The sequence below is a fragment of the Rhizobium sp. BK251 genome (assembly GCF_004345245.1).
Taxonomy (GTDB): Bacteria; Pseudomonadota; Alphaproteobacteria; order Rhizobiales; family Rhizobiaceae; genus Rhizobium.
The window spans coordinates 61,960-79,134 of the sequence record NZ_SLUQ01000006.1; the positions used below are offsets into that span (position 1 = coordinate 61,960).

The 17,175-nt window shown below is 63.4% G+C and carries 15 protein-coding genes; 4 read left to right on the top strand and 11 right to left on the bottom strand.

The features are described 5' to 3' along the window. Positions 1–160: 160 nt before the first annotated feature. Positions 161–631, bottom strand: a complete 471-nt coding sequence (locus EV286_RS15915) for an MEKHLA domain-containing protein (RefSeq protein WP_132958128.1) — start codon at positions 629–631, stop codon at positions 161–163. 265 nt (positions 632–896) lie between these two features. Between EV286_RS15915 and EV286_RS15920 the strand changes: the two genes are divergently transcribed. Then, positions 897–2,414 (top strand): cyclic nucleotide-binding domain-containing protein, encoded by a 1,518-nt coding sequence (locus EV286_RS15920; protein WP_132958129.1) that lies wholly within the window; start codon positions 897–899, stop codon positions 2,412–2,414. 68 nt (positions 2,415–2,482) lie between these two features. On the opposite strand, the gene EV286_RS15925 is transcribed toward EV286_RS15920, so the two are convergent. From EV286_RS15925 to EV286_RS15950, 6 genes are all read right to left on the bottom strand, one after another. Then, complete coding sequence (locus tag EV286_RS15925) at positions 2,483–3,052, bottom strand: SRPBCC family protein (protein ID WP_132958130.1); 570 nt, start codon at positions 3,050–3,052, stop codon at positions 2,483–2,485. A 309-nt stretch (positions 3,053–3,361) separates the two neighbouring features. Further along, positions 3,362–4,858 (bottom strand): MDR family MFS transporter, encoded by a 1,497-nt coding sequence (locus tag EV286_RS15930; RefSeq protein ID WP_132958131.1) that lies wholly within the window; start codon positions 4,856–4,858, stop codon positions 3,362–3,364. A 247-nt stretch (positions 4,859–5,105) separates the two neighbouring features. Beyond that, positions 5,106–6,500 (bottom strand): PLP-dependent aminotransferase family protein, encoded by a 1,395-nt coding sequence (locus EV286_RS15935; RefSeq protein ID WP_132958132.1) that lies wholly within the window; start codon positions 6,498–6,500, stop codon positions 5,106–5,108. A gap of 145 nt (positions 6,501–6,645) precedes the next feature. Further along, positions 6,646–7,119, bottom strand: a complete 474-nt coding sequence (locus EV286_RS15940; protein ID WP_132958133.1) for a nuclear transport factor 2 family protein — start codon at positions 7,117–7,119, stop codon at positions 6,646–6,648. A gap of 244 nt (positions 7,120–7,363) precedes the next feature. Beyond that, on the bottom strand, positions 7,364–8,839 hold the full coding sequence (locus tag EV286_RS15945; protein ID WP_245500745.1) for a carboxypeptidase: 1,476 nt from the start codon (positions 8,837–8,839) through the stop codon (positions 7,364–7,366). 212 nt (positions 8,840–9,051) lie between these two features. Beyond that, on the bottom strand, positions 9,052–9,441 hold the full coding sequence (locus tag EV286_RS15950) for a phasin family protein (RefSeq protein WP_132958135.1): 390 nt from the start codon (positions 9,439–9,441) through the stop codon (positions 9,052–9,054). Between the two features lie 396 nt (positions 9,442–9,837). On the opposite strand from EV286_RS15950, the gene EV286_RS15955 reads away from it, so the two are divergent. Then, the gene (locus EV286_RS15955; protein ID WP_132958136.1) at positions 9,838–11,022 is read left to right on the top strand and encodes an acetate/propionate family kinase; all 1,185 of its coding nucleotides are present in this window, start codon (positions 9,838–9,840) and stop codon (positions 11,020–11,022) included. Positions 11,023–11,045: 23 nt separating this feature from the next. Here the strand turns inward: EV286_RS15955 and EV286_RS15960 are convergent, their stop codons facing one another. Further along, entirely contained in the window at positions 11,046–12,029 is a 984-nt protein-coding gene (locus tag EV286_RS15960) for a zinc-dependent alcohol dehydrogenase family protein (RefSeq protein ID WP_132958137.1), read from the bottom strand. Positions 12,030–12,187: 158 nt separating this feature from the next. Between EV286_RS15960 and EV286_RS15965 the strand changes: the two genes are divergently transcribed. Then, positions 12,188–12,649, top strand: coding sequence for an NUDIX domain-containing protein (locus EV286_RS15965; protein WP_132958138.1), 462 nt, complete (start codon positions 12,188–12,190; stop codon positions 12,647–12,649). A gap of 230 nt (positions 12,650–12,879) precedes the next feature. Beyond that, positions 12,880–13,776, top strand: coding sequence for an NAD(P)-dependent oxidoreductase (locus EV286_RS15970; protein WP_132958139.1), 897 nt, complete (start codon positions 12,880–12,882; stop codon positions 13,774–13,776). A gap of 51 nt (positions 13,777–13,827) precedes the next feature. On the opposite strand, the gene EV286_RS15975 is transcribed toward EV286_RS15970, so the two are convergent. The 3 genes from EV286_RS15975 to EV286_RS15985 are packed head-to-tail and all read right to left on the bottom strand — an operon-like array spanning position 13,828 to position 17,090. Next, entirely contained in the window at positions 13,828–14,937 is a 1,110-nt protein-coding gene (locus tag EV286_RS15975) for a DSD1 family PLP-dependent enzyme (protein ID WP_132958140.1), read from the bottom strand. A gap of 20 nt (positions 14,938–14,957) precedes the next feature. Further along, positions 14,958–16,091 (bottom strand): amidohydrolase/deacetylase family metallohydrolase, encoded by a 1,134-nt coding sequence (locus EV286_RS15980; protein ID WP_132958141.1) that lies wholly within the window; start codon positions 16,089–16,091, stop codon positions 14,958–14,960. A gap of 27 nt (positions 16,092–16,118) precedes the next feature. Next, entirely contained in the window at positions 16,119–17,090 is a 972-nt protein-coding gene (locus EV286_RS15985; protein WP_245500723.1) for a LysR substrate-binding domain-containing protein, read from the bottom strand. Between the last annotated feature and the right edge of the window lie 85 nt (positions 17,091–17,175).

Below are 17,175 nucleotides of genomic sequence, written 5' to 3' on the forward strand. Positions count from 1 at the left end.
GATGGAAGCGGGGCAGGATCAAATTGGCTCGCCAGTTCCATAATAAACCTTACGCGACTTCGACAAACATCCGAGGTCGCACCGAACGGGAAATATAGGACAGCTGTGGCAAATGCCCGGCGAACACATCGCCGCCTGACGCCGGTCTTCGGCCATCGACCTAGATATCGGTCCACGATGAAAAGGTAGCCGCCTGGCCGTGGCGCTTGCCGTCCTCGTCGATCAGCTGCCAGACGATGCCGTCCTCCATCCAGAAATGCCGTCCCGACTTCTTCACGCGCAAGACGCGACAATTGGCAATGAAGCCGTCGCGCGTAACGCCATCGAGCAGCCTCTGCCGCTCCTCGCGGTCCGGAGCCTCTGCGGAGAGTCTGGACGGCAATGTGACGAACTCGTCCCACGGGTATTCGAACCGTCCCTGGGCCGCCTTGTTGGCATAGATGAAGCGCGGATCGGCATCGATATTGTGCGCAAGGACGACAAAGGGCGCCTCGTTGTAGAGCCACGAAGGTCCCTGGCCGGCGCTCACGAGCGGCCGGCCGACAAGGCGGGCGAAGCTTCTGGTAATCAGGTCGAAGAATGCCCTATCCGTGGAGAGGTCGGCGGAATTCTGTATGCTACTACTGGTCATGATATCCTCGATGTCAGCCCCCGGGCGTACGGGCAAGCTTAACTAGCGCAATCCGCCGAAACTTGAACAATATGCGCAGGATCTGGCGACAGGTGCGGCTGAAAGGTCGCAGGGAAACTGGCGATCTCACGGCGGATATTGATTTCGCGCCTCCCTGCGTCATTATTCTGGCGCTCCTCGAATGCGGGAACTTTGGCCTCGGCGGCCCTTCCCGCAGCTTGGTGGCACCTCTAAGGCAGTTGCCTTTCACCAACGCGAAGCGGACATGCAAACAGAACTTCTCAGCGATCCGATCACCCAGTATTTCCTGCTTTTCTCCGTCGGGTTGATCGTCGGCAATGTCGTCCTTCGCCATTACCCGGCGCTGCGGCTTACCTCCCGCATTTTGTTTTTCGCCGCTCTCACGCTGCTTCTGCTGCATCATGGTATCGAGCCCTATGCCTCGGACCCGTCGCATGCGGAAGACGTCTCGCGCCGCGTTCTCGTCGGTCTGGCGAAAGCCGTATGGTGGATCGGCGGGGCGCTGGTGCTGGTCAGCTTCGTACGCCTCTTCCTGATCTTCGAGCGCAAGCCGCGCGAGGGCCGGCTGCTGCAGGACCTCGTTGTCGGGTTGATCTACCTGGGCGCGTCGCTTTCGATCGTCGCTTACGTCTTCAGCGTGCCGGTCGGCACGCTCATTGCCACGTCCGGTGTGTTTGCCGTCATCCTTGGCCTTGCGCTCCAGAGCACGTTGAACGACGTCTTCTCCGGCATCGCGCTCAATCTCGGCCGCCCCTACACGGTCGGCGACTGGATCGTGCTCGACGACGGCGTCCAGGGCCGGGTCGTGGAGACCAACTGGCGAGCGACCCACCTGCTCAACGGAACGAACGATCTCGTCATTATCCCGAACAGCGGGCTTGCGAAATCGCGCCTCGTCAATCTGAGCAGCCCCGACGAAACCCACGGCATCTCGCTCACCGTCAAGATCGTGCCCGTTCGTCCGCCGGCGGCCATCGAGGAGGTCATGCGTACCGTGCTGCTCAGCAGCAACACCATCCTCAAGAACCCGCCGCCTGCCGTCACGATCAGGGCGCTCGACAACCAGGTCGTCGAGCTCGAGCTTTCCTGCCGGGTAAAGGACATCTCGCTTACCACGAGGGCCACGAACGAGATCTACGATCTTGTCTTCCGCCACTGCAAGGCCGCCGGCCTTCCGCTCGCAAGCCAGCCGGGCGTGGCCGCCTCTCCCGTCGTCGACAAGTTGCTCGAGCCCCTCAACGAACAGCAGGCTGGAACGCCCTGGCGGCTGCTGAGCGCGATGCCGCTCTTCGCACCGCTGACGGATGACGAGAAGGAGGCCGTCGCCGTCCACATGACGCGCAAGACCTACCGCCAGAATACCGTCATCGCCGAACAGGGCGAGAAGCTTGCGTCGCTGATGGTGGTGCGCAGCGGCGTCGTCGTCATCAGCCGCCGGGAGGCCGGAAGGGAGATCGAGCTCACGCGTCTTTCGCCGGGCGACTGCTTTGGCGAAGGCGGCGTTCTGGTGGACGCCGAGGAGGCTGGAACCGCACGCGCGCTGACCTTCGTCGTCGTCTACGAGATCAAGCAGGATTTCCTGGCCGGCCTCATGCATGACCGGCCAATCCTGGCCGAGGAACTCGGCCTGCTTCTTTCCCGCCGTAGCGAGGCGGAGCGCCATCTGATCGGCCTGGCCGACGGTCTTTCCAACGGCCGCCATCTCGGCTCCTTCGCCTCGCGCATACGTCACCTGTTCCAGCTGCAGCACGACCAGGTCTAGGCGGCGAGAACTCCGTGCGGCTCGCGCAATCGGCCAGGCTGGCCGGCCGCCCTCCGCCATAGATCGCTTCAGCGCTCGGTAATCTGCTTCATCATTCGCAGCCAAAGCTCATTGCTGCGATGGAGGACCGCGGCGTCGGAGCGACGAAGCGCAACTGCCATGCGGCCTCTGGCCACCTCCTCGACGACGAGGCGGCAACCGGCATCATCGGGAATGAGATACCAGGTCTGATAGCTGCTCAGCTCCTGCGCATCACTGAACCAGGCGATGCGGCTATGCGACACGAATTCATAGACGCGGTTTTCCGTCTCCAGGCCGAGCCGCTGGCATGAGAAGCCGACTCCGGCCGCCAGCAAGCCGTCATCGGTGCCGGAAACGTCGACGTCGCTAACGTTCGGATACCAGTCGGTCCATCTCTCCGCATCGACAAGATGTTGCCATATGCGTTTGACGGATGCCCGGATGAATAACTCGTTATGGGCAAAGATATCCGCATCCACAGGCGTCAGCCCGTTCGGCCAATGAATCTCGGGCGATCGTGCCTCCCAATCTCCGATAGCACCCGGCGCGGGACGCGCATATGTGAGCGCGGCGGCGGCTCTGCGGGTGCCGATGCGTGCTGGCCTTATCAAACTCATCACTCTGTCTCCTTCGGCAAAAGAGGAGTTTCGCAAACGCGCGTGCGGGTCGGAAACCGGCTGTCGGGGCCGCTACGGCGTTCGGCGCTCTCCTTCTGAATTCCGGATTCTTGTTGATCCGGACAGGCGGAGTGAACGCCCGAACAGAGCTGGCGGCAACCTATACACAAGGCTACCGCCACCAAGACGCCTTTGTAGTCGGAAGCTGCACTTCGCGGCAGTTTTCTGCAATTATTACAGTATGACACAACCGTCGCGCGGGGCTGAAAGGCGGCGCAGCCACACCCTGTGGCCGCGCAGGTCATCCCTTCAATGCGACGCCGCCTCGGACGCCTCGACGCGGCGACGCATGCCATCGCCGCTCTTGCCTGCGACCGGGATCAGCCAGGTGCTGACGAAGGCGAGGATCGCAAGCACCACCACGCCCAGGAAGCTCCAGTGCAGCGCGTGATCGAAGACCAGCCTGACGTCCGGATGGGAAGCGAGCTCGGCAAGGCCCTCCGGCTGGTTCAGCACGTCATGGACGCCTGCGGCCAGCTCGCCGCTGCCGAAATGGGCAATACCGATGTTGAGGATCGCACCGAGCACGGTCGCCCCCAGCGTATTACCCAGGCTGCGGGCGAAGATGAGCGAGGCCGTCGCACTGCCGCGCATGGACCACTCGACGCTTTCCTGGACCAGGATGATGCTGGTGAGGCTGATGAGCCCCATGCCGAAGCCCATGAAGAACGAACCGACGCCTGCGACCGCCGGATGGCTCTCCGGGGTCAGGAATATCAGGAAGGACGCGCCGAAGGGGAACATCAGGCTGCCCACCCTCAATGTCCTGCGGATACCGAAAGTCCTGTAGAGACGGCTCGACAGCATCACGGCGAGCGGCCAGCCGACGACCAGCATGGTCAGCGTGAAGCCGGCGACGAGCGGCGACCGGCCGAGCACGCCCTGGACATAGATCGGCAGGATCGTGGTGAGGCCGATGAGCGCCATTCCGGCGAGGAGCGTGGCGGCATTGCTGGTGGCGATCAGGCGTCGCCCCCAGAGCTCGATCGAGATAATCGGTTCCGCCGCACGACGCTCCTGGCGCAGAAACAGCCAGCCGCTGCCGACGAACAGCACGCCAAGGGCGGCAAGCGGCCACAGGCCTCCGTTGGTTTCTGTCAGGATGATCATCAGCGAGGTGACGGAAATGGAGAAGAGCACGGCACCGAGATAATCGATCCGCGCCTGCCGCGGTTCGATAGATTCGTGCAGGAAAAGCATGAACCCGATCACGGTCAGGATGCCGAAGGGGATGTTGATCCAGAATATCCATGCCCAGGAGAAATTGTCGACGATGAGGCCGCCCGCGAGCGGCCCGACAACCGCCGAGGTTGCCCAGACGGTGGCGAGCAGACCCTGGATGCGCCCCCGCTCCTCAAGCTTGTAGAGGTCTCCGACAACAGTCATCGTCACTGGCTGGATCGCACCGGCGCCGAGGCCCTGAAGCAGGCGAAAGACGATCAGCGACATCATCGACCAGGCAAGGCCGCAGAGGATAGAGCCGACGAGGAAGACCAGGATGCCGCCGATCAGGATCGGTTTGCGGCCGAATATGTCCGAGAGCTTCCCGTAGATGACGGTCGTCGTCGACTGCGCCAGCAGGAATGCAGAGAAGACCCAGCTGTAATACGCGAAGCCGCCAAGCTCGCCGACGATGCGCGGCATGGCGGTTGCGACGATGGTTGCCTCGATGGCGACCATGAAGGTCGCAAGCATGATCGAAGCGATAACGAGCGGACGCCTCGACGGTTTGACGGCACTGGACATGGTATTCCTTCCGGTAAAGCCGGCTGCCCCGGAGAGCGTATGAAGTGGAAACTGACCTGCAGGGCGCTTGGAAGCTGAAATGGCATAATTGATATGAGCCGGCGGATCGAGGCGCTGCCGGTGACGCGCCATGGCGTAGAACGTCGCCACCGCCGCATTTCATCCCCGATGCCTCTCCTGTCAACCGTGGGCGCTGGCAAGGACTGTGAACTTTTCGTGTAGGGTCACGCCAAGGCGATAAGATAGGTCAGACGACGAGCGAGGAAAGCGCAGGCGCCTCGTTCAGGAGATCGGTCGCGATGTGCAGGCTGCGGGTCAGATCCTGCCGGGTAGCCGCGCCGCCGAGCCCGATGCGAACAGCTTCCGGAGCGGCGCCAAGCGCAAAGGCGTCGCTTCCGACGACACCGATTCCTGCCGATCGTAGCCGGGAAGCGAATTCGCTGCGAGTCCAGGGCGATGGCAACAGGAGCCAGAGATGGTAGCCGTGGTCCTGCATCCGATAGCAATTTGGAGGCAGTTGGGCGGCGGCGATCGCGCGCCTTGCCGTAGCCTCTCGCGCAATCGCCTTGCAGACGGAGGCTGCGGTGCCATCCTCGATCCAGCGGGTCGCAAGCGCGGCCGTAATCGGGCTCGCCATGCCGGCGGTCGCCCGGATTGAGCCGGAGACACGCACGGCCGCGCGCACGTCGGGCACCACGAGATAGGCGATGCGCAGCGCCGGAGACAGGCTCTTGGCGAGGCCCGCGATATGGTAGACGATGTCGGGTGCGAGTGCCGCGAGCGGTGCCACGCCCGGCACGAGCGCTCCATAGGCGTCATCCTCGATGATCGGCACGTTATGCTCGCGCGCAATGGCGATGATCGCCTCGCGACGGGCGGGCGACATTGTCGCCGTCGTCGGATTGTGCAGCGTCGGCGTGCAGTAGAGCGCCTTGGGACTATGCTTGCGGCAGGCTGCCTCGAAGGCATCCGGCAGAAGTCCCTCGCCGTCCATGGCGATCCCGGCAAGCTGAATCCGCAGATGGGCGGCCAGCGAACGGAAGCCGGCATAGGTAAGGCTCTCCGTACAGATGACCTCCCCGGGGCCTGCAAGGAGGCCGGCAACGGCAAGAAGCGCCCCTTGCGCACCAGGGCATACGACGACCCTGTCGGCCGAGATGTCAGGGATGCGGCCGGACAGCCAGTCGGCACCGGCACTGCGGTCGGCATGGGCACCGCCGGGCTCCTGGTAACGCAGAAGCAGATCGAGGCCGCCGCTTTCCTCCAGCGAGCGAAAGCCTGACCAGAGGCGCTCGGCGAGCGCCGGTTCGTCAAAGGCGGGCGGCAGGTTCATGCTCATGTCGATGAGGCCGCCGGACGATGCCGGGGCGGCGGACGATACCCTCCGCCGCACGAAGGTCCCCTGCCCGACGAAGGCATCGACGAGGCCGCGGCGACGCGCTTCGGCATAGGCGCGGCTGACGGTGGTGAAATCAATTCCGAGGGCGTGGGCGAGAGACCGCTGCGGCGGCAAGCGCACCCCGGCGGAAAGCTTGCCCGAGGCGATGTCGGCAGCAAGGGCGTCGGCGATCGCCTGGTAGAGCGGCCCGGCATCTTTCTGCAGGGTCGGCTTCCACGTCGCTTCGTCGGCTACCCGATCCATTTTCGCTCTTTCATGCAATGCCCTCTGACTAGACTTCGCGCGGGCTCGCTTGACCATCCTAGCGGTCGACATTGTATGCAGTCAATGCAGCAGCAGGAGTTTCCCCTGGGAAAGAGGCGGCACCATTGGCGCCGCCCCGTGGCAGTCAGAGTCCAAGGTCGCTCAGGCTCGGATGGTCCGCGGGGCGCGGGCCGCTACGATCCCAATGATACTTCCGCTCGGATTCCTTGATCGGCAGTTCGTTGATGCTGGCGTGGCGTGCGCGCATCAGGCCGTTTTCGTCGAACTCCCAGTTCTCGTTGCCATAGGCACGATACCAATTGCCGGAATCGTCGTGATACTCGTAGGCAAAGCGCACGGCGATGCGGTTGTCGGTAAAGGCCCACAATTCCTTGATGAGGCGGTAGTCGAGCTCGTGCTTCCATTTGCGGGTCAGAAATTCGACGATCTTCTCGCGGCCCTGAAAGATTTCGGCGCGGTTACGCCACTTGCTGTCCGTCGTATAGACGAGCGATACGCGCTCGGGATTGCAGCTGTTCCATCCATCTTCCGCACCCCGGACTTTCTGAATGGCGGTCTCGCGGGTGAAGGGCGGAAGCGGCGGGCGGGTCTCTGACATGTCTGCGTCTCCTTTGCTGATATTTGTTGGCGCCCGGTACTACGCACTTTCGCGCCACACCGTGCTAGCAAGATCGTGCTGCAATTATGATTGCATGCAATATCCAGCAATAAAATCATAATGTATGCATTCAATAAAGACAAATTGTCGCGAGCGGCCTTCGCACAATTGGCGGAGACACGCACCGGCGCCGCCGCGTTTATCGCGACGGAGAGCGGTAATGCTCCAACGTGGAGGGAGACGCCTAGTCCTGTGGCGCCGTCTGATTGTGGCCGCGAGCGTAGAACGCCTTGGCGTCAGCGCTGAACTCGATGCGCGAGTTATCGCGCGTATAGAACATGTGCCCGCCACGATAGAGATTGAGAGCGACACGATCGGCTGCAAGCTTCGGCGGCAGGTGGTCGACCACGTATCGGTTTATGGAATAGGGTGTCACGATATCGCTGTAGCCCTGCGCTACCAGCAAGCGGAAGGAAGGCGTCAGCGAGAGGAGATCGCGGATATCATCGGTCGCACTCGCCTGGGATCGCGATCCACCACCGCGCTCGCCGCCCCATTCCCAGCGGCTGTTCACATCGCCGGAAAGAAGCGTGTAGGTCATCTCCGTCTTGAAGCCCAGCTCATTGCGGGCGTAGTTGGCGAAGCTGCCGGCATAGGCGCGGGTGAACCCGTCGAGGACAGGATCGTCGCCGCGATCAGAACCGGATTCCGGGTAGGCGTCCGGAACGGTGAAGGCGGCATCGTAGGGACTGACCACCCTGTCGCCATCGATCGAATGCTTCACATAGGAGTCACTCAGGAAACCCCTCCCCTTTGCCACGACATCGACGGGAATACCCGTGAGCTCCGACACCTTCGTGTAGAAGCTGCGCGCCGCTTCGCCGGTGGGGGTGGGCCCAGCAAGCGTCGTGAGATAGTCGGTCATCGCAAATTTTTCGGCTTGCGCGACGGCCTCCTCGCTGAAGGCGTTTCGCCGTTCCAATTCAGCCGCGGCAAGCGACGGCAGTTGGAACGCGGCGCCGAGGGCAAAGCGGTTGGCACCGAAGAGAAGCTGCCCCTCGATCAGCGGGGAGACCATGACGATGCCCGATGTGAGGATGCCCTGACTGTCCTTCAGTGCAGAAGCAACCTTGGCCGCGCGGAAGCCGCCATAGCTCTCGCCGAGGATGTATTTCGCCGAGGAGGCGCGATTGTTGTGGGTGACATAGAGCGCGATCGCCTTGGCAAGGCTCTCGGCATCCTGCCGCACGCCATAGAAGCTCGAGGCATCATCGGCCTTCGCCGGACGGCTCCAACCGGTTCCAACGGGATCGATCAGCACGAGATCGGTGAAATCCAGCCAGCTCTGCTTGTTGTCGACGAGCTTCGCCGCAGTTCCATCATGGCCGTCCGGGCCGAAATCGAGAATACGGGGTCCGACCAGACCAAGATTGAGATAGGCGGAAGCCGCGCCCGGCCCGCCATTGAAGGCGAAGGTCAGCGGCCGGTCGGCCGCCCCATCCTTGGCGACATAGGCCGTGTAGAATATTTTGGCGGAGACTGCGCCATCCTGGCCGTAGAGGCTGAGCGTGCCGGCGGTTGCCGTGTAGGAAATCGTGCGGTGGCCGGTATCGAGCGTGTGCTCCGTCACCGAATCCTCCGGCAGCAGCGATAGCACGCCGGCACCCGGGCTCTCTTCCGCTGCGCTAGCAACGGTTGCTGTGACAAAAACGGGGCAGATGACCGCAAGGGCCAGCGCAGCACGGCGAAAATGCAAGGTCGTTTCTCCTTCGGCGGGGGAAGCTGAGCGTGGTCGAGAGGGAGTATCCCAGCTACGGGACGCACAGAGAATTCAAGAGAAAGTGATCAACCGAGCATCACCTTGGGTCATGCCCTTAGGCGAGATCACATGCGAACTGAGATTCGCGGCGAAAGACCACGGCCGCTCATGCTTCAGGCTGCGGTTCGCACTGCCATGTCATCGACGACCGCATCGGCTTCCTCTCGCACGAAGCTTGCCGTTTCGGCCGAAAGCGCCGAGGCGATCGATGCAACCTTGCCCGCCTCGCCCGTGTAGTCGGAGACGGCGTTCTGCCAGAAGCAGCTGACAACGTCGATGGCGTCATGCGTCTCTTCCGTCGCCGTCAGGTCGTCCAGAAACTTGATGTCCTTCTCGTAGCGCCGCTGGAGAAAAGAAAGCGCCTCGATCTGGTAGCTCAGCACGGCCTTCATTGCGTGCGCCTGCAGCCGTGCGGATGAATAGAGGAGCCTCGTCGCATTCGCCAGGCCCGGTGCACCGGCCAACGGAAAGTCGGCCTCTGGTCGTTTGCTGTGCTTTTCCATCTCCAGATACTCCCATTCGAGAGAACCGCTCCGGGCCGGTGACGGCCGGACGCCCTCTCTGCGCGGTTCGCCGCGGATTTGCGCGCACATGTCGCCTTCTATAGTCAGACTAGCAGCGGCGGCCGTTCGTTTCCTTGACGCACGTCAAGGCCGGGGCAAAACGACGCTCGTAGACGGAGAAGGAGGAAGTCACCGACGATGATCCGTCCCCGCTTCCGGGATGCATGGCAGCTGGGGTAACATCCCCATCGGTGCAACCAGACGCCGCGCGGCTTGCGACGTGGAGCGCATGCCGATTGAATGGGGGTTGCGAGTGACTCTGATGCGCAAAGGGGCGTTCGCAGGTCGTGCGACATGCGACATCTCGCACAGGTCGATCAAGGAGACAGACGCTCGATGAAAAACGATCTGCTGCTCACTTTCAATACCGGTTCTTCGACCGTCAAGATCGGCATCTTTGCGCTGGATGGGGCATCTGCGCATCGCATCGGCAAGGGGGTTATCGACTTTCGCCGGCAGCCGCTCACCTTTCACCTGACGGAGGGGCCTTCCACCTTCGACATCGCCCTGGCCGCAACGGATGGGGAGGACCTTCGCAAGGTGCTGTCGGAGACCTTCGGCCATCTTTCCGACCATTTCGACTTCTCGACGGTCGTTGCTGCCGGCCACCGCGTCGTTCACGGCGGCGATGTTTTCGACGGGCCGGTCCGGATCGACGACGATACGATAGCGGCCATGAACAGGCTGACGCCGCTTGCGCCGCTGCACCAGCCGCAGGCACTCAGGCTGATACGGGCATTGAGCGCCCTGCATCCGGATATCAAACAGACCGCCTCCTTCGACACCGCCTTCCATAGCTCGGTCAGCGACATGGTGCGCCGCTTCGCGCTGCCGCGTGCACTGCACGACCAGGGCATCAAGCGCTATGGCTTTCACGGGCTCTCCTACAAGTTTCTGGCCGCAGAGCTTTCCCGTCGGGCGCCGGAGATCGCCAGGGGCAAGGTCGTGGTGGCGCATCTCGGAAGCGGCGCGAGCCTATGTGGGCTGCACGGCGGGCTGAGCCGGGACACCAGCATGGGCTTTTCCACCCTAGACGGCATTCCGATGGCGACACGTTGCGGGGCACTCGATCCGGGCGTCATTGTTCATCTGCTTCAACAAAGGAAAGAGTCGCCCGACGCCATCGAGGATCTTCTCTATCATCGCGCAGGGCTTCTCGGCGTTTCCGGGATCAGCGCTGATACCCGCGACCTCGCCGAGAGCAACGCGCCGGAAGCGCGCGAGGCGCTGCAGCTCTTTGCCTTTCGCATCGCCGGCGAGGTGGCGCGCATCGCCAACACGCTCGGCGGGCTCGACGCACTCGTCTTCACCGCAGGTGTCGGCGAACACCAACCCTATGTGAGGGAGGATATCGCAAGAAATCTTGCCTGGCTCGGAGTGGAACTCGAAGCGCAGGCGAATGGAGCGAATGCCGAACGGATCAGCAGCAAGCAAAGCCGCGTCGCCGCATTTGTCATCCCGACTGACGAGGAACAGGTCATTGCCGAGGAGGCACTCTCCTTGCTTCAGGACAGGAGCTAGCCAGTACGCACGAACCGGGGCAACTAGGGAACGAGCACAGCGGCACCGCTCAGCCGCCCGGCCCGCAAATCCTCCAGCGCCTCGTTGGCCTTATCGAGAGGATAGGTCGTGGTGTGGGTCCTGACCCCGGCCTGACGGGCGAGCGGAAAGAATTCCGCTGCATCCCCACGGGTGAGGTTTGCGACGGAGAGTAGCTGGCGTTCCTCCCAGAGGATCGCATAGGGCATGGAGGGAATGTCGCTCATGTGGATGCCGCCGCAGACGACCCGGCCGCCCTTGCGCACCGCCTTGAGCGCTGCCGGAACAAGCGATCCGACGGGTGCGAAGATGATTGCTGCATCGAGCTCGACTGGCGGCTTTTGCTCCGAGCCTCCGGCCCAGGCAGCGCCGAGGCCAAGCGCGAAGTGCTGCGCTGCCTCGTCGCCTGAGCGGCTGAAGGCATAGACCTCCCTGCCCTGCCAGAGGCAGACCTGCGCGATGATGTAGGCTGCGGCGCCGAAGCCGTATAGCCCGATCTTTCTTCCCTCGCCCGCCTTCTTCAGGCTCCGCCAGCCGATGAGACCGGCGCAGAGCAACGGTGCGAGCGAGACCGGATCCGCCTCGCCGTCGAGATCGAAGGCGAAATCGGCATCGGCAACCACATGGCTCGCAAATCCGCCATCGCGCGTGTAGCCGGTGAATTGCGGCCGGTCGCAGAGGTTCTCCGCGTTCGACCGGCAATAGGGGCACTCGCCGCAGGTATGGCCGAGCCAGGGAACGCCGACGCGGCGGCCGATCCGTGCTGTGTCGACGCCCTCGCCGACGGCATCGACGATGCCGACGATCTCATGGCCCGGCACCAGCGGCAGATGCGGATCGGTCAGGTCGCCGTCGACCACATGCAGGTCCGTGCGGCAGACGGCACAGGCCTCGACCACCAGACGAAGCTCGCCGCGGGCGGGCGTTGGATCCGGCCTTTCGGCGAAGACCAGCGGTTTTCCGATTTCCTGCAGAACCATCGCGCGCATCGGTCGTCTTCCCTCCGGGTTGAGGCGCCGCCCGGTGCGCCATTGTATCGCCCTCGCGCCAGCGGCACCATTCTCCACCGCGCCACGAGCGGGACGCATTGATCTCGATCAGGATTGCTGGATGATAGAGGCAAGGCAGTCCGGCGGAGGAATGGCAGATGAAGTTGAGCGCCGGCATCCTCATGTACCGAAAGACGGACGGCGAAATCTTCGTCCTGCTCGTCCATCCGGGCGGTCCCTTCTGGGCAAAGCGTGACGATGGCGCCTGGTCCATTCCGAAAGGCGAGCACGACCCGTCGGAGGAACCGGAGGCAGCGGCACGCCGCGAATTCGCCGAGGAGCTCGGCCGCGTGGCCGAGGGCAATCTTTTGCCGCTCGGCGAACTTCGCCAGAACAGCGGCAAGCGGGTCACGGCCTTTGCCGTCCAAGGCGATTTCGACGCCTCGGCCATCAAGAGCAACATGTTCGAGATGGAATGGCCGCCACACAGCGGCAAGCTTCAGCCCTTCCCCGAGGTGGATCGAGCTGGCTGGTTCAGCCTTGCCGACGCCCGTCGCAAGATCATTGCCGGGCAAGCCCCGTTTCTCGACCGCCTGGAACAGCTTTGCCGCGACGATTAAGCGCTTGGATCGCTTAATGTTATCGATACATTCAATTTGACAGCTTAAAGGCCGCCTCGTTATCTATCGCGAGGAGAGGAGAAAGAGCAGCGCTGCGGCAGGCTGCACGCATCGAGGAGCCAGCCAGCCATTGCAGTGATGCCGGTCGAATGTGCCCCGTGCAAAAAGGGCCGCGGGCGCTAGATACTTCCCCCTGTTTCATTTCCCCCCGAGAATGAGGAGCCCCATCCATGAGCAAGCGTATCGTTTTCACCGGCGGCAGCGGCAAGGCCGGCCGGCATGCCGTTCCCTACCTCCTGAGCAAGGGGCACAAGGTCCTCAACCTCGATCTCGTGCCGCTCGATTGCCCGGGCGTCAACACGCTCTTCACCGACCTGACCGATAGCGGCCAGACATTCAATGCGCTCTCGATGCATTTCGGCTTCGACGGCTACGAGACCGGCAAGGGGCCGGCGCCGGTCGATGCGGTGGTGCATTTCGCCGCCGTGCCGCGCGTGCTGCTGAAGCCTGACAATGCGACCTTCGAAGCCAATGTCGTCTCCACCTACAATGTCATCGAGGCGGCGGTGAAACTCGGCATCCGCAAGGTCATCATCGCCTCAAGCGAGACGACTTACGGCGTCTGCTTCGCCGAAGGCGACAAGGATTTCCACTCCTTCCCACTGGAGGAGGATTACGACATCGACCCGATGGACAGCTACGGCCTTTCGAAACTGGTCAACGAGAAGACCGCCCGCGCCTTTGCCATGCGTACAGGCGCCGACATCTATGCGCTGCGCATCGGCAACGTCATCGAGCCGAATGAATACGACCGCTTCCCGGCCTTCATCGCCGATCCGCCATCGCGCAAGCGCAATGCCTGGAGCTATATCGACGCCCGCGACCTTGGCCAGATCGTCGATCTCTGCATAAAGAAGGATGGCCTCGGCTTCCAGGTGTTCAACGCCGTCAACGACACGATCACGGCAAACGAACCGACTGAAGCCTTCCTAAAGCGCTACGCGCCGAAATCACCGATCACGCGTCCGCTCGGCGAGCGCGAAGCACCGCTTTCGAACCGCAAGATCCGCGAAGTCCTCGGCTTCAAGGAAGAGCACGACTGGCGCAAATACGTGCCCAAGGCCTGACTTCGAAAGCAATGCCGCCCTCCGTCCGCGCCCTGCGGGCGGAGGCCACCATCAACTCATCATGCCGCGCGCGGCGACCGGCCAGACCGTCTCGACCCGCCCGTTTCTGACGCCGACATACCAGTCGTAGCGATCGACCGTCGGGTCGCAGTGGCCCGGCACGAGACGCACGGGTTCGCCAATCTTCAATGGTGACGCCGAAGCCTCCAGAATCAGCATGCCGTGCTCGTCCGAGGGGCCGGCATAGGAAATGCCGGGACGGCCGTGGACGAGCGGCAGGCCGCTGTCGATGGCAATGCCCTTGTGGCCGCAATCGACGACGGCGAGCCCGCTGCGGGCCGCACTCATCACCGTCGTCAGCACGAAGAGCGATTGCCTGAAGGATGGCGCAGGTTCGTTGCGCCCATAGTCCGCATCCATGAAAATGTAGGATCCGGCCTGGATCTCGTTGAAAGCGCCGCTCGCGGCTTCTAGCGGAAAGGTACCGGTCCCCCCGCCACCAACAATCGCGCAGGCGAGCCCCGCGCGGTCAAGCGCGTCGACGGTCATCCGGGTTACCGCGGCCACGGCGGCAATTGCGACCTCGCGCTCCTCGAGCCTGCGCAGATGCTGCGCCCGGCCGTGATAGGCCTGCAGTCCGCCGAACACGAGATGCCGGCTCGCAGCGATCCGCCGCGCGAGCGCAACTGCCTCGTCGCCGGGTTCGACGCCGCAGCGTCCAGCCCCGACATTGATCTCGACCAACACCGTCAGGCGGCAGCCTGCCTGCTCGGCAATCGACTCGACCATGTCGACCACCGCCGCGTCATCAGCGCACAGCGAAACCTTGGCGATGCTGGAGAGGGCCGCAAGCCGGGCGATCTTCCTCGGCGTTACCACCTCGTTCGAGACGAGAATGTCCGGAACTCCGCCCCAGGCCAGCACTTCGGCCTCGCCCACCTTCTGCACGCATTGACCGACGGCTCCCCGCGCCATCTGCCAGTGGGCGACAACCGGCGACTTGTGCGTCTTTGCATGCGCCCGCAGGCCAACCTTGTTCTCGGCGCAGAAGGCTGCCATGCGGTCCATGTTCTCCTCGAGGGCATCGAGGTCGACGATGAGCGCCGGAGTATCAACCTCGTCCTCGCGCATTCCGGCCTCGGCCGGAGGATTCTGCAGCATCTATTTCAACTCCTGGATGGCTATTCGTTGGATCCGCACCAGCGCCCGCCGAGCACGAGGCCGGCGCCAAAAATCCGCTCCTCGGCGGTGACGATCTCGCCGCGCACGTCCTCCAGCGCGAAGCTGTCGCGGCGAAGGTCGAGCACGCTGGCGTCGCCGACGCTACCGGGCTTCAGGGTACCGAGCTCGGGGCGGCGAAGCGCCCTCGCTGCGTTGACCGTGGAAGCGGCAATCACCTCGGCAAGCGGACGTCCGAGCGCGAGAAACTTCGACAGCGTCGTGACCTGATCATAGGCCGGCCCGTTTATGCAGAGCGCATGCACGTCGGAAGAGATCGTATCCGGCAGGAAGCCTTCCGCGATCATGGCGCGGGCCGTCTTCCAGGAGAACGAGCCCATGCCATGGCCGATATCGAAGAGCACGCCGTGCTCGCGCGCTTCGATGATCTCCCGCTTGACCTTTCCCTCGCCGGTCACCGGCGCGTTCGGGAAGGGCCGGAAGCAATGGGTGAGGATATCCCCCGGGCGAAGCTGCGAGACGACCGCCTCATAGGATGGCGGAGGCTCGTCTATATGTGCCATCAGCGGCAGACCGACCTCGTCGGCAACCTGCAGTGCGACGTCGAGCGGCGCAATGCCCGCGGCCCCGCTAGCATGGCGGCCGATGCGCACCTTGATGCCGACGATGACGTCACGGTTGGCCTCGACGACCTCCACGGCATCGCGGGCGGCAAGCAGGCGCATGTCCTGTCCCTCCCCGACCGAGATATTGTGGCCGAAACCGTAGATACCGGCGAAGGAAACATGCAGGAAGGCGAGGATGCGAACCTCGCTCTTCTCGATCACGTACTTGCGGAAACCGGGAAAATTGCCGGGGCCGGCGCTGCCCGTATCGACGCATGTCGAGACCGAACTCGCGCGCGCGAATGCATCCGCGTCGATGCCGAGCGAGGTACCGCCCCAATAGACATGGGTATGGAGGTCGATCAGGCCCGGCGTCACGATTCGACCTGTGACATCGCGCGTCTCGCGACCGGTAAGCCCCTCCCCGATTGCCGACACCTTGCCATCGGTGAACGCAACGTCGGCGATCCTGTCGATATTCTGCGAGGGGTCGACGACGCGGCCGTTGCGGAGGACTAGATCATGGGTCATGCGGGACTTCTTCCGGTTCTGGGAAATTCATGCCAAGCGGGCTTCGGAGGATGCGGCCTCTACCCGGCCCGCTGCGGTCAGAAGGTCGAGGAAGGCTTTCGGGGCGGCGTCGGCCGGGCTCATGCGGACGGTGTCGGCGCCGGCGCAGACAACCACCAGTTCCCAGCATATTTCAGGCTCCGCGAGCCTTGCAATGCCGAGCGTCGCCTGTTGCGCCTCCGCGATCGCCTCGGGAACGAGAGCGACGCCGAGGCCGCGGGCGACAAGCTCCAACTGCGTGCCTAGGTCACTCACTTCGAAAGCGATGCGGCGCTCGATGCCCGCTTCCGCAAAGCCGCGATCGACAAGCTGGCGGGTGCCCCAAGCCGGCTCGAAATCGACGAAAGCCTCCTCGGCAAGCGCTGAAAGCGGAACGTCCTCACGCCCGGCGAGCGGATGGTCCGGCGGGCAGACGGCAACCAGCGCCTCGCAAGCGATCATGGTAGCGGTAATGCCGGCGGGCGGGTCGCAGAGGGGCACGATGGCAAGGTCAAGCTTGCCGCCGCGCACCTTTTCGAGGAGATGCTGCGAACTGCCCTGGCTGAGGCGCACTTCTATTCCGGGATAGAGCGCATGGAAGGAAGCCAGAAGTGAAGGCAGGTCCAGAAAGGCCGGCAGGCTCTGCACCGTGCCGATGCTGAGCAGCCCGCGCGAAAGACCCTGGACCGCCGTCACCGCCTCGCGGGCGTCGCGCACCGCGTCGAGCGCAATGCGCGCCTTGTCCAGAAAAACGCGGCCGACGGAGGTGAGGCGCACCTGCCGCGTGTTGCGCACGAAAAGCTTTGCGTCGAGTTCTTCCTCAAGCGCGCGGATCGAGCTCGAAAGCGCAGATTGCACTACGTTGACACGCTGGGCGGCACGGGTGAAGTGCTGCTCTTCGGCTACCGCGACGAAATGCTGCAATTGCCGCAGTTCCATGATGCTCCATCTCGGCCAAGTGATCGCAGGGATCAATATCACCGCGATTTCCAGTTTGAAAGGTGACGGCCTGCGCCCCGTAACCGCGGGACGAATAGAGGTTGGATCAACCCACCGCCGAGGCCCT

What these genes read in the sequence shown, in the direction of transcription:
- EV286_RS15950 (WP_132958135.1), bottom strand. Translation starts at nt 9,441, where the DNA reads ATGGAAAAGCACAGCAAACGACCAGAGGCCGACTTTCCGTTGGCCGGT.
- EV286_RS15935 (WP_132958132.1), bottom strand. Translation starts at nt 6,500, where the DNA reads ATGGATCGGGTAGCCGACGAAGCGACGTGGAAGCCGACCCTGCAGAAA.
- EV286_RS15965 (WP_132958138.1), top strand. Translation starts at nt 12,188, where the DNA reads ATGAAGTTGAGCGCCGGCATCCTCATGTACCGAAAGACGGACGGCGAA.
- EV286_RS15970 (WP_132958139.1), top strand. Translation starts at nt 12,880, where the DNA reads ATGAGCAAGCGTATCGTTTTCACCGGCGGCAGCGGCAAGGCCGGCCGG.
- EV286_RS15925 (WP_132958130.1), bottom strand. Translation starts at nt 3,052, where the DNA reads ATGAGTTTGATAAGGCCAGCACGCATCGGCACCCGCAGAGCCGCCGCC.
- EV286_RS15975 (WP_132958140.1), bottom strand. Translation starts at nt 14,937, where the DNA reads ATGCTGCAGAATCCTCCGGCCGAGGCCGGAATGCGCGAGGACGAGGTT.
- EV286_RS15930 (WP_132958131.1), bottom strand. Translation starts at nt 4,858, where the DNA reads ATGTCCAGTGCCGTCAAACCGTCGAGGCGTCCGCTCGTTATCGCTTCG.
- EV286_RS15955 (WP_132958136.1), top strand. Translation starts at nt 9,838, where the DNA reads ATGAAAAACGATCTGCTGCTCACTTTCAATACCGGTTCTTCGACCGTC.
- EV286_RS15960 (WP_132958137.1), bottom strand. Translation starts at nt 12,029, where the DNA reads ATGCGCGCGATGGTTCTGCAGGAAATCGGAAAACCGCTGGTCTTCGCC.
- EV286_RS15920 (WP_132958129.1), top strand. Translation starts at nt 897, where the DNA reads ATGCAAACAGAACTTCTCAGCGATCCGATCACCCAGTATTTCCTGCTT.
- EV286_RS15980 (WP_132958141.1), bottom strand. Translation starts at nt 16,091, where the DNA reads ATGACCCATGATCTAGTCCTCCGCAACGGCCGCGTCGTCGACCCCTCG.
- EV286_RS15915 (WP_132958128.1), bottom strand. Translation starts at nt 631, where the DNA reads ATGACCAGTAGTAGCATACAGAATTCCGCCGACCTCTCCACGGATAGG.
- EV286_RS15940 (WP_132958133.1), bottom strand. Translation starts at nt 7,119, where the DNA reads ATGTCAGAGACCCGCCCGCCGCTTCCGCCCTTCACCCGCGAGACCGCC.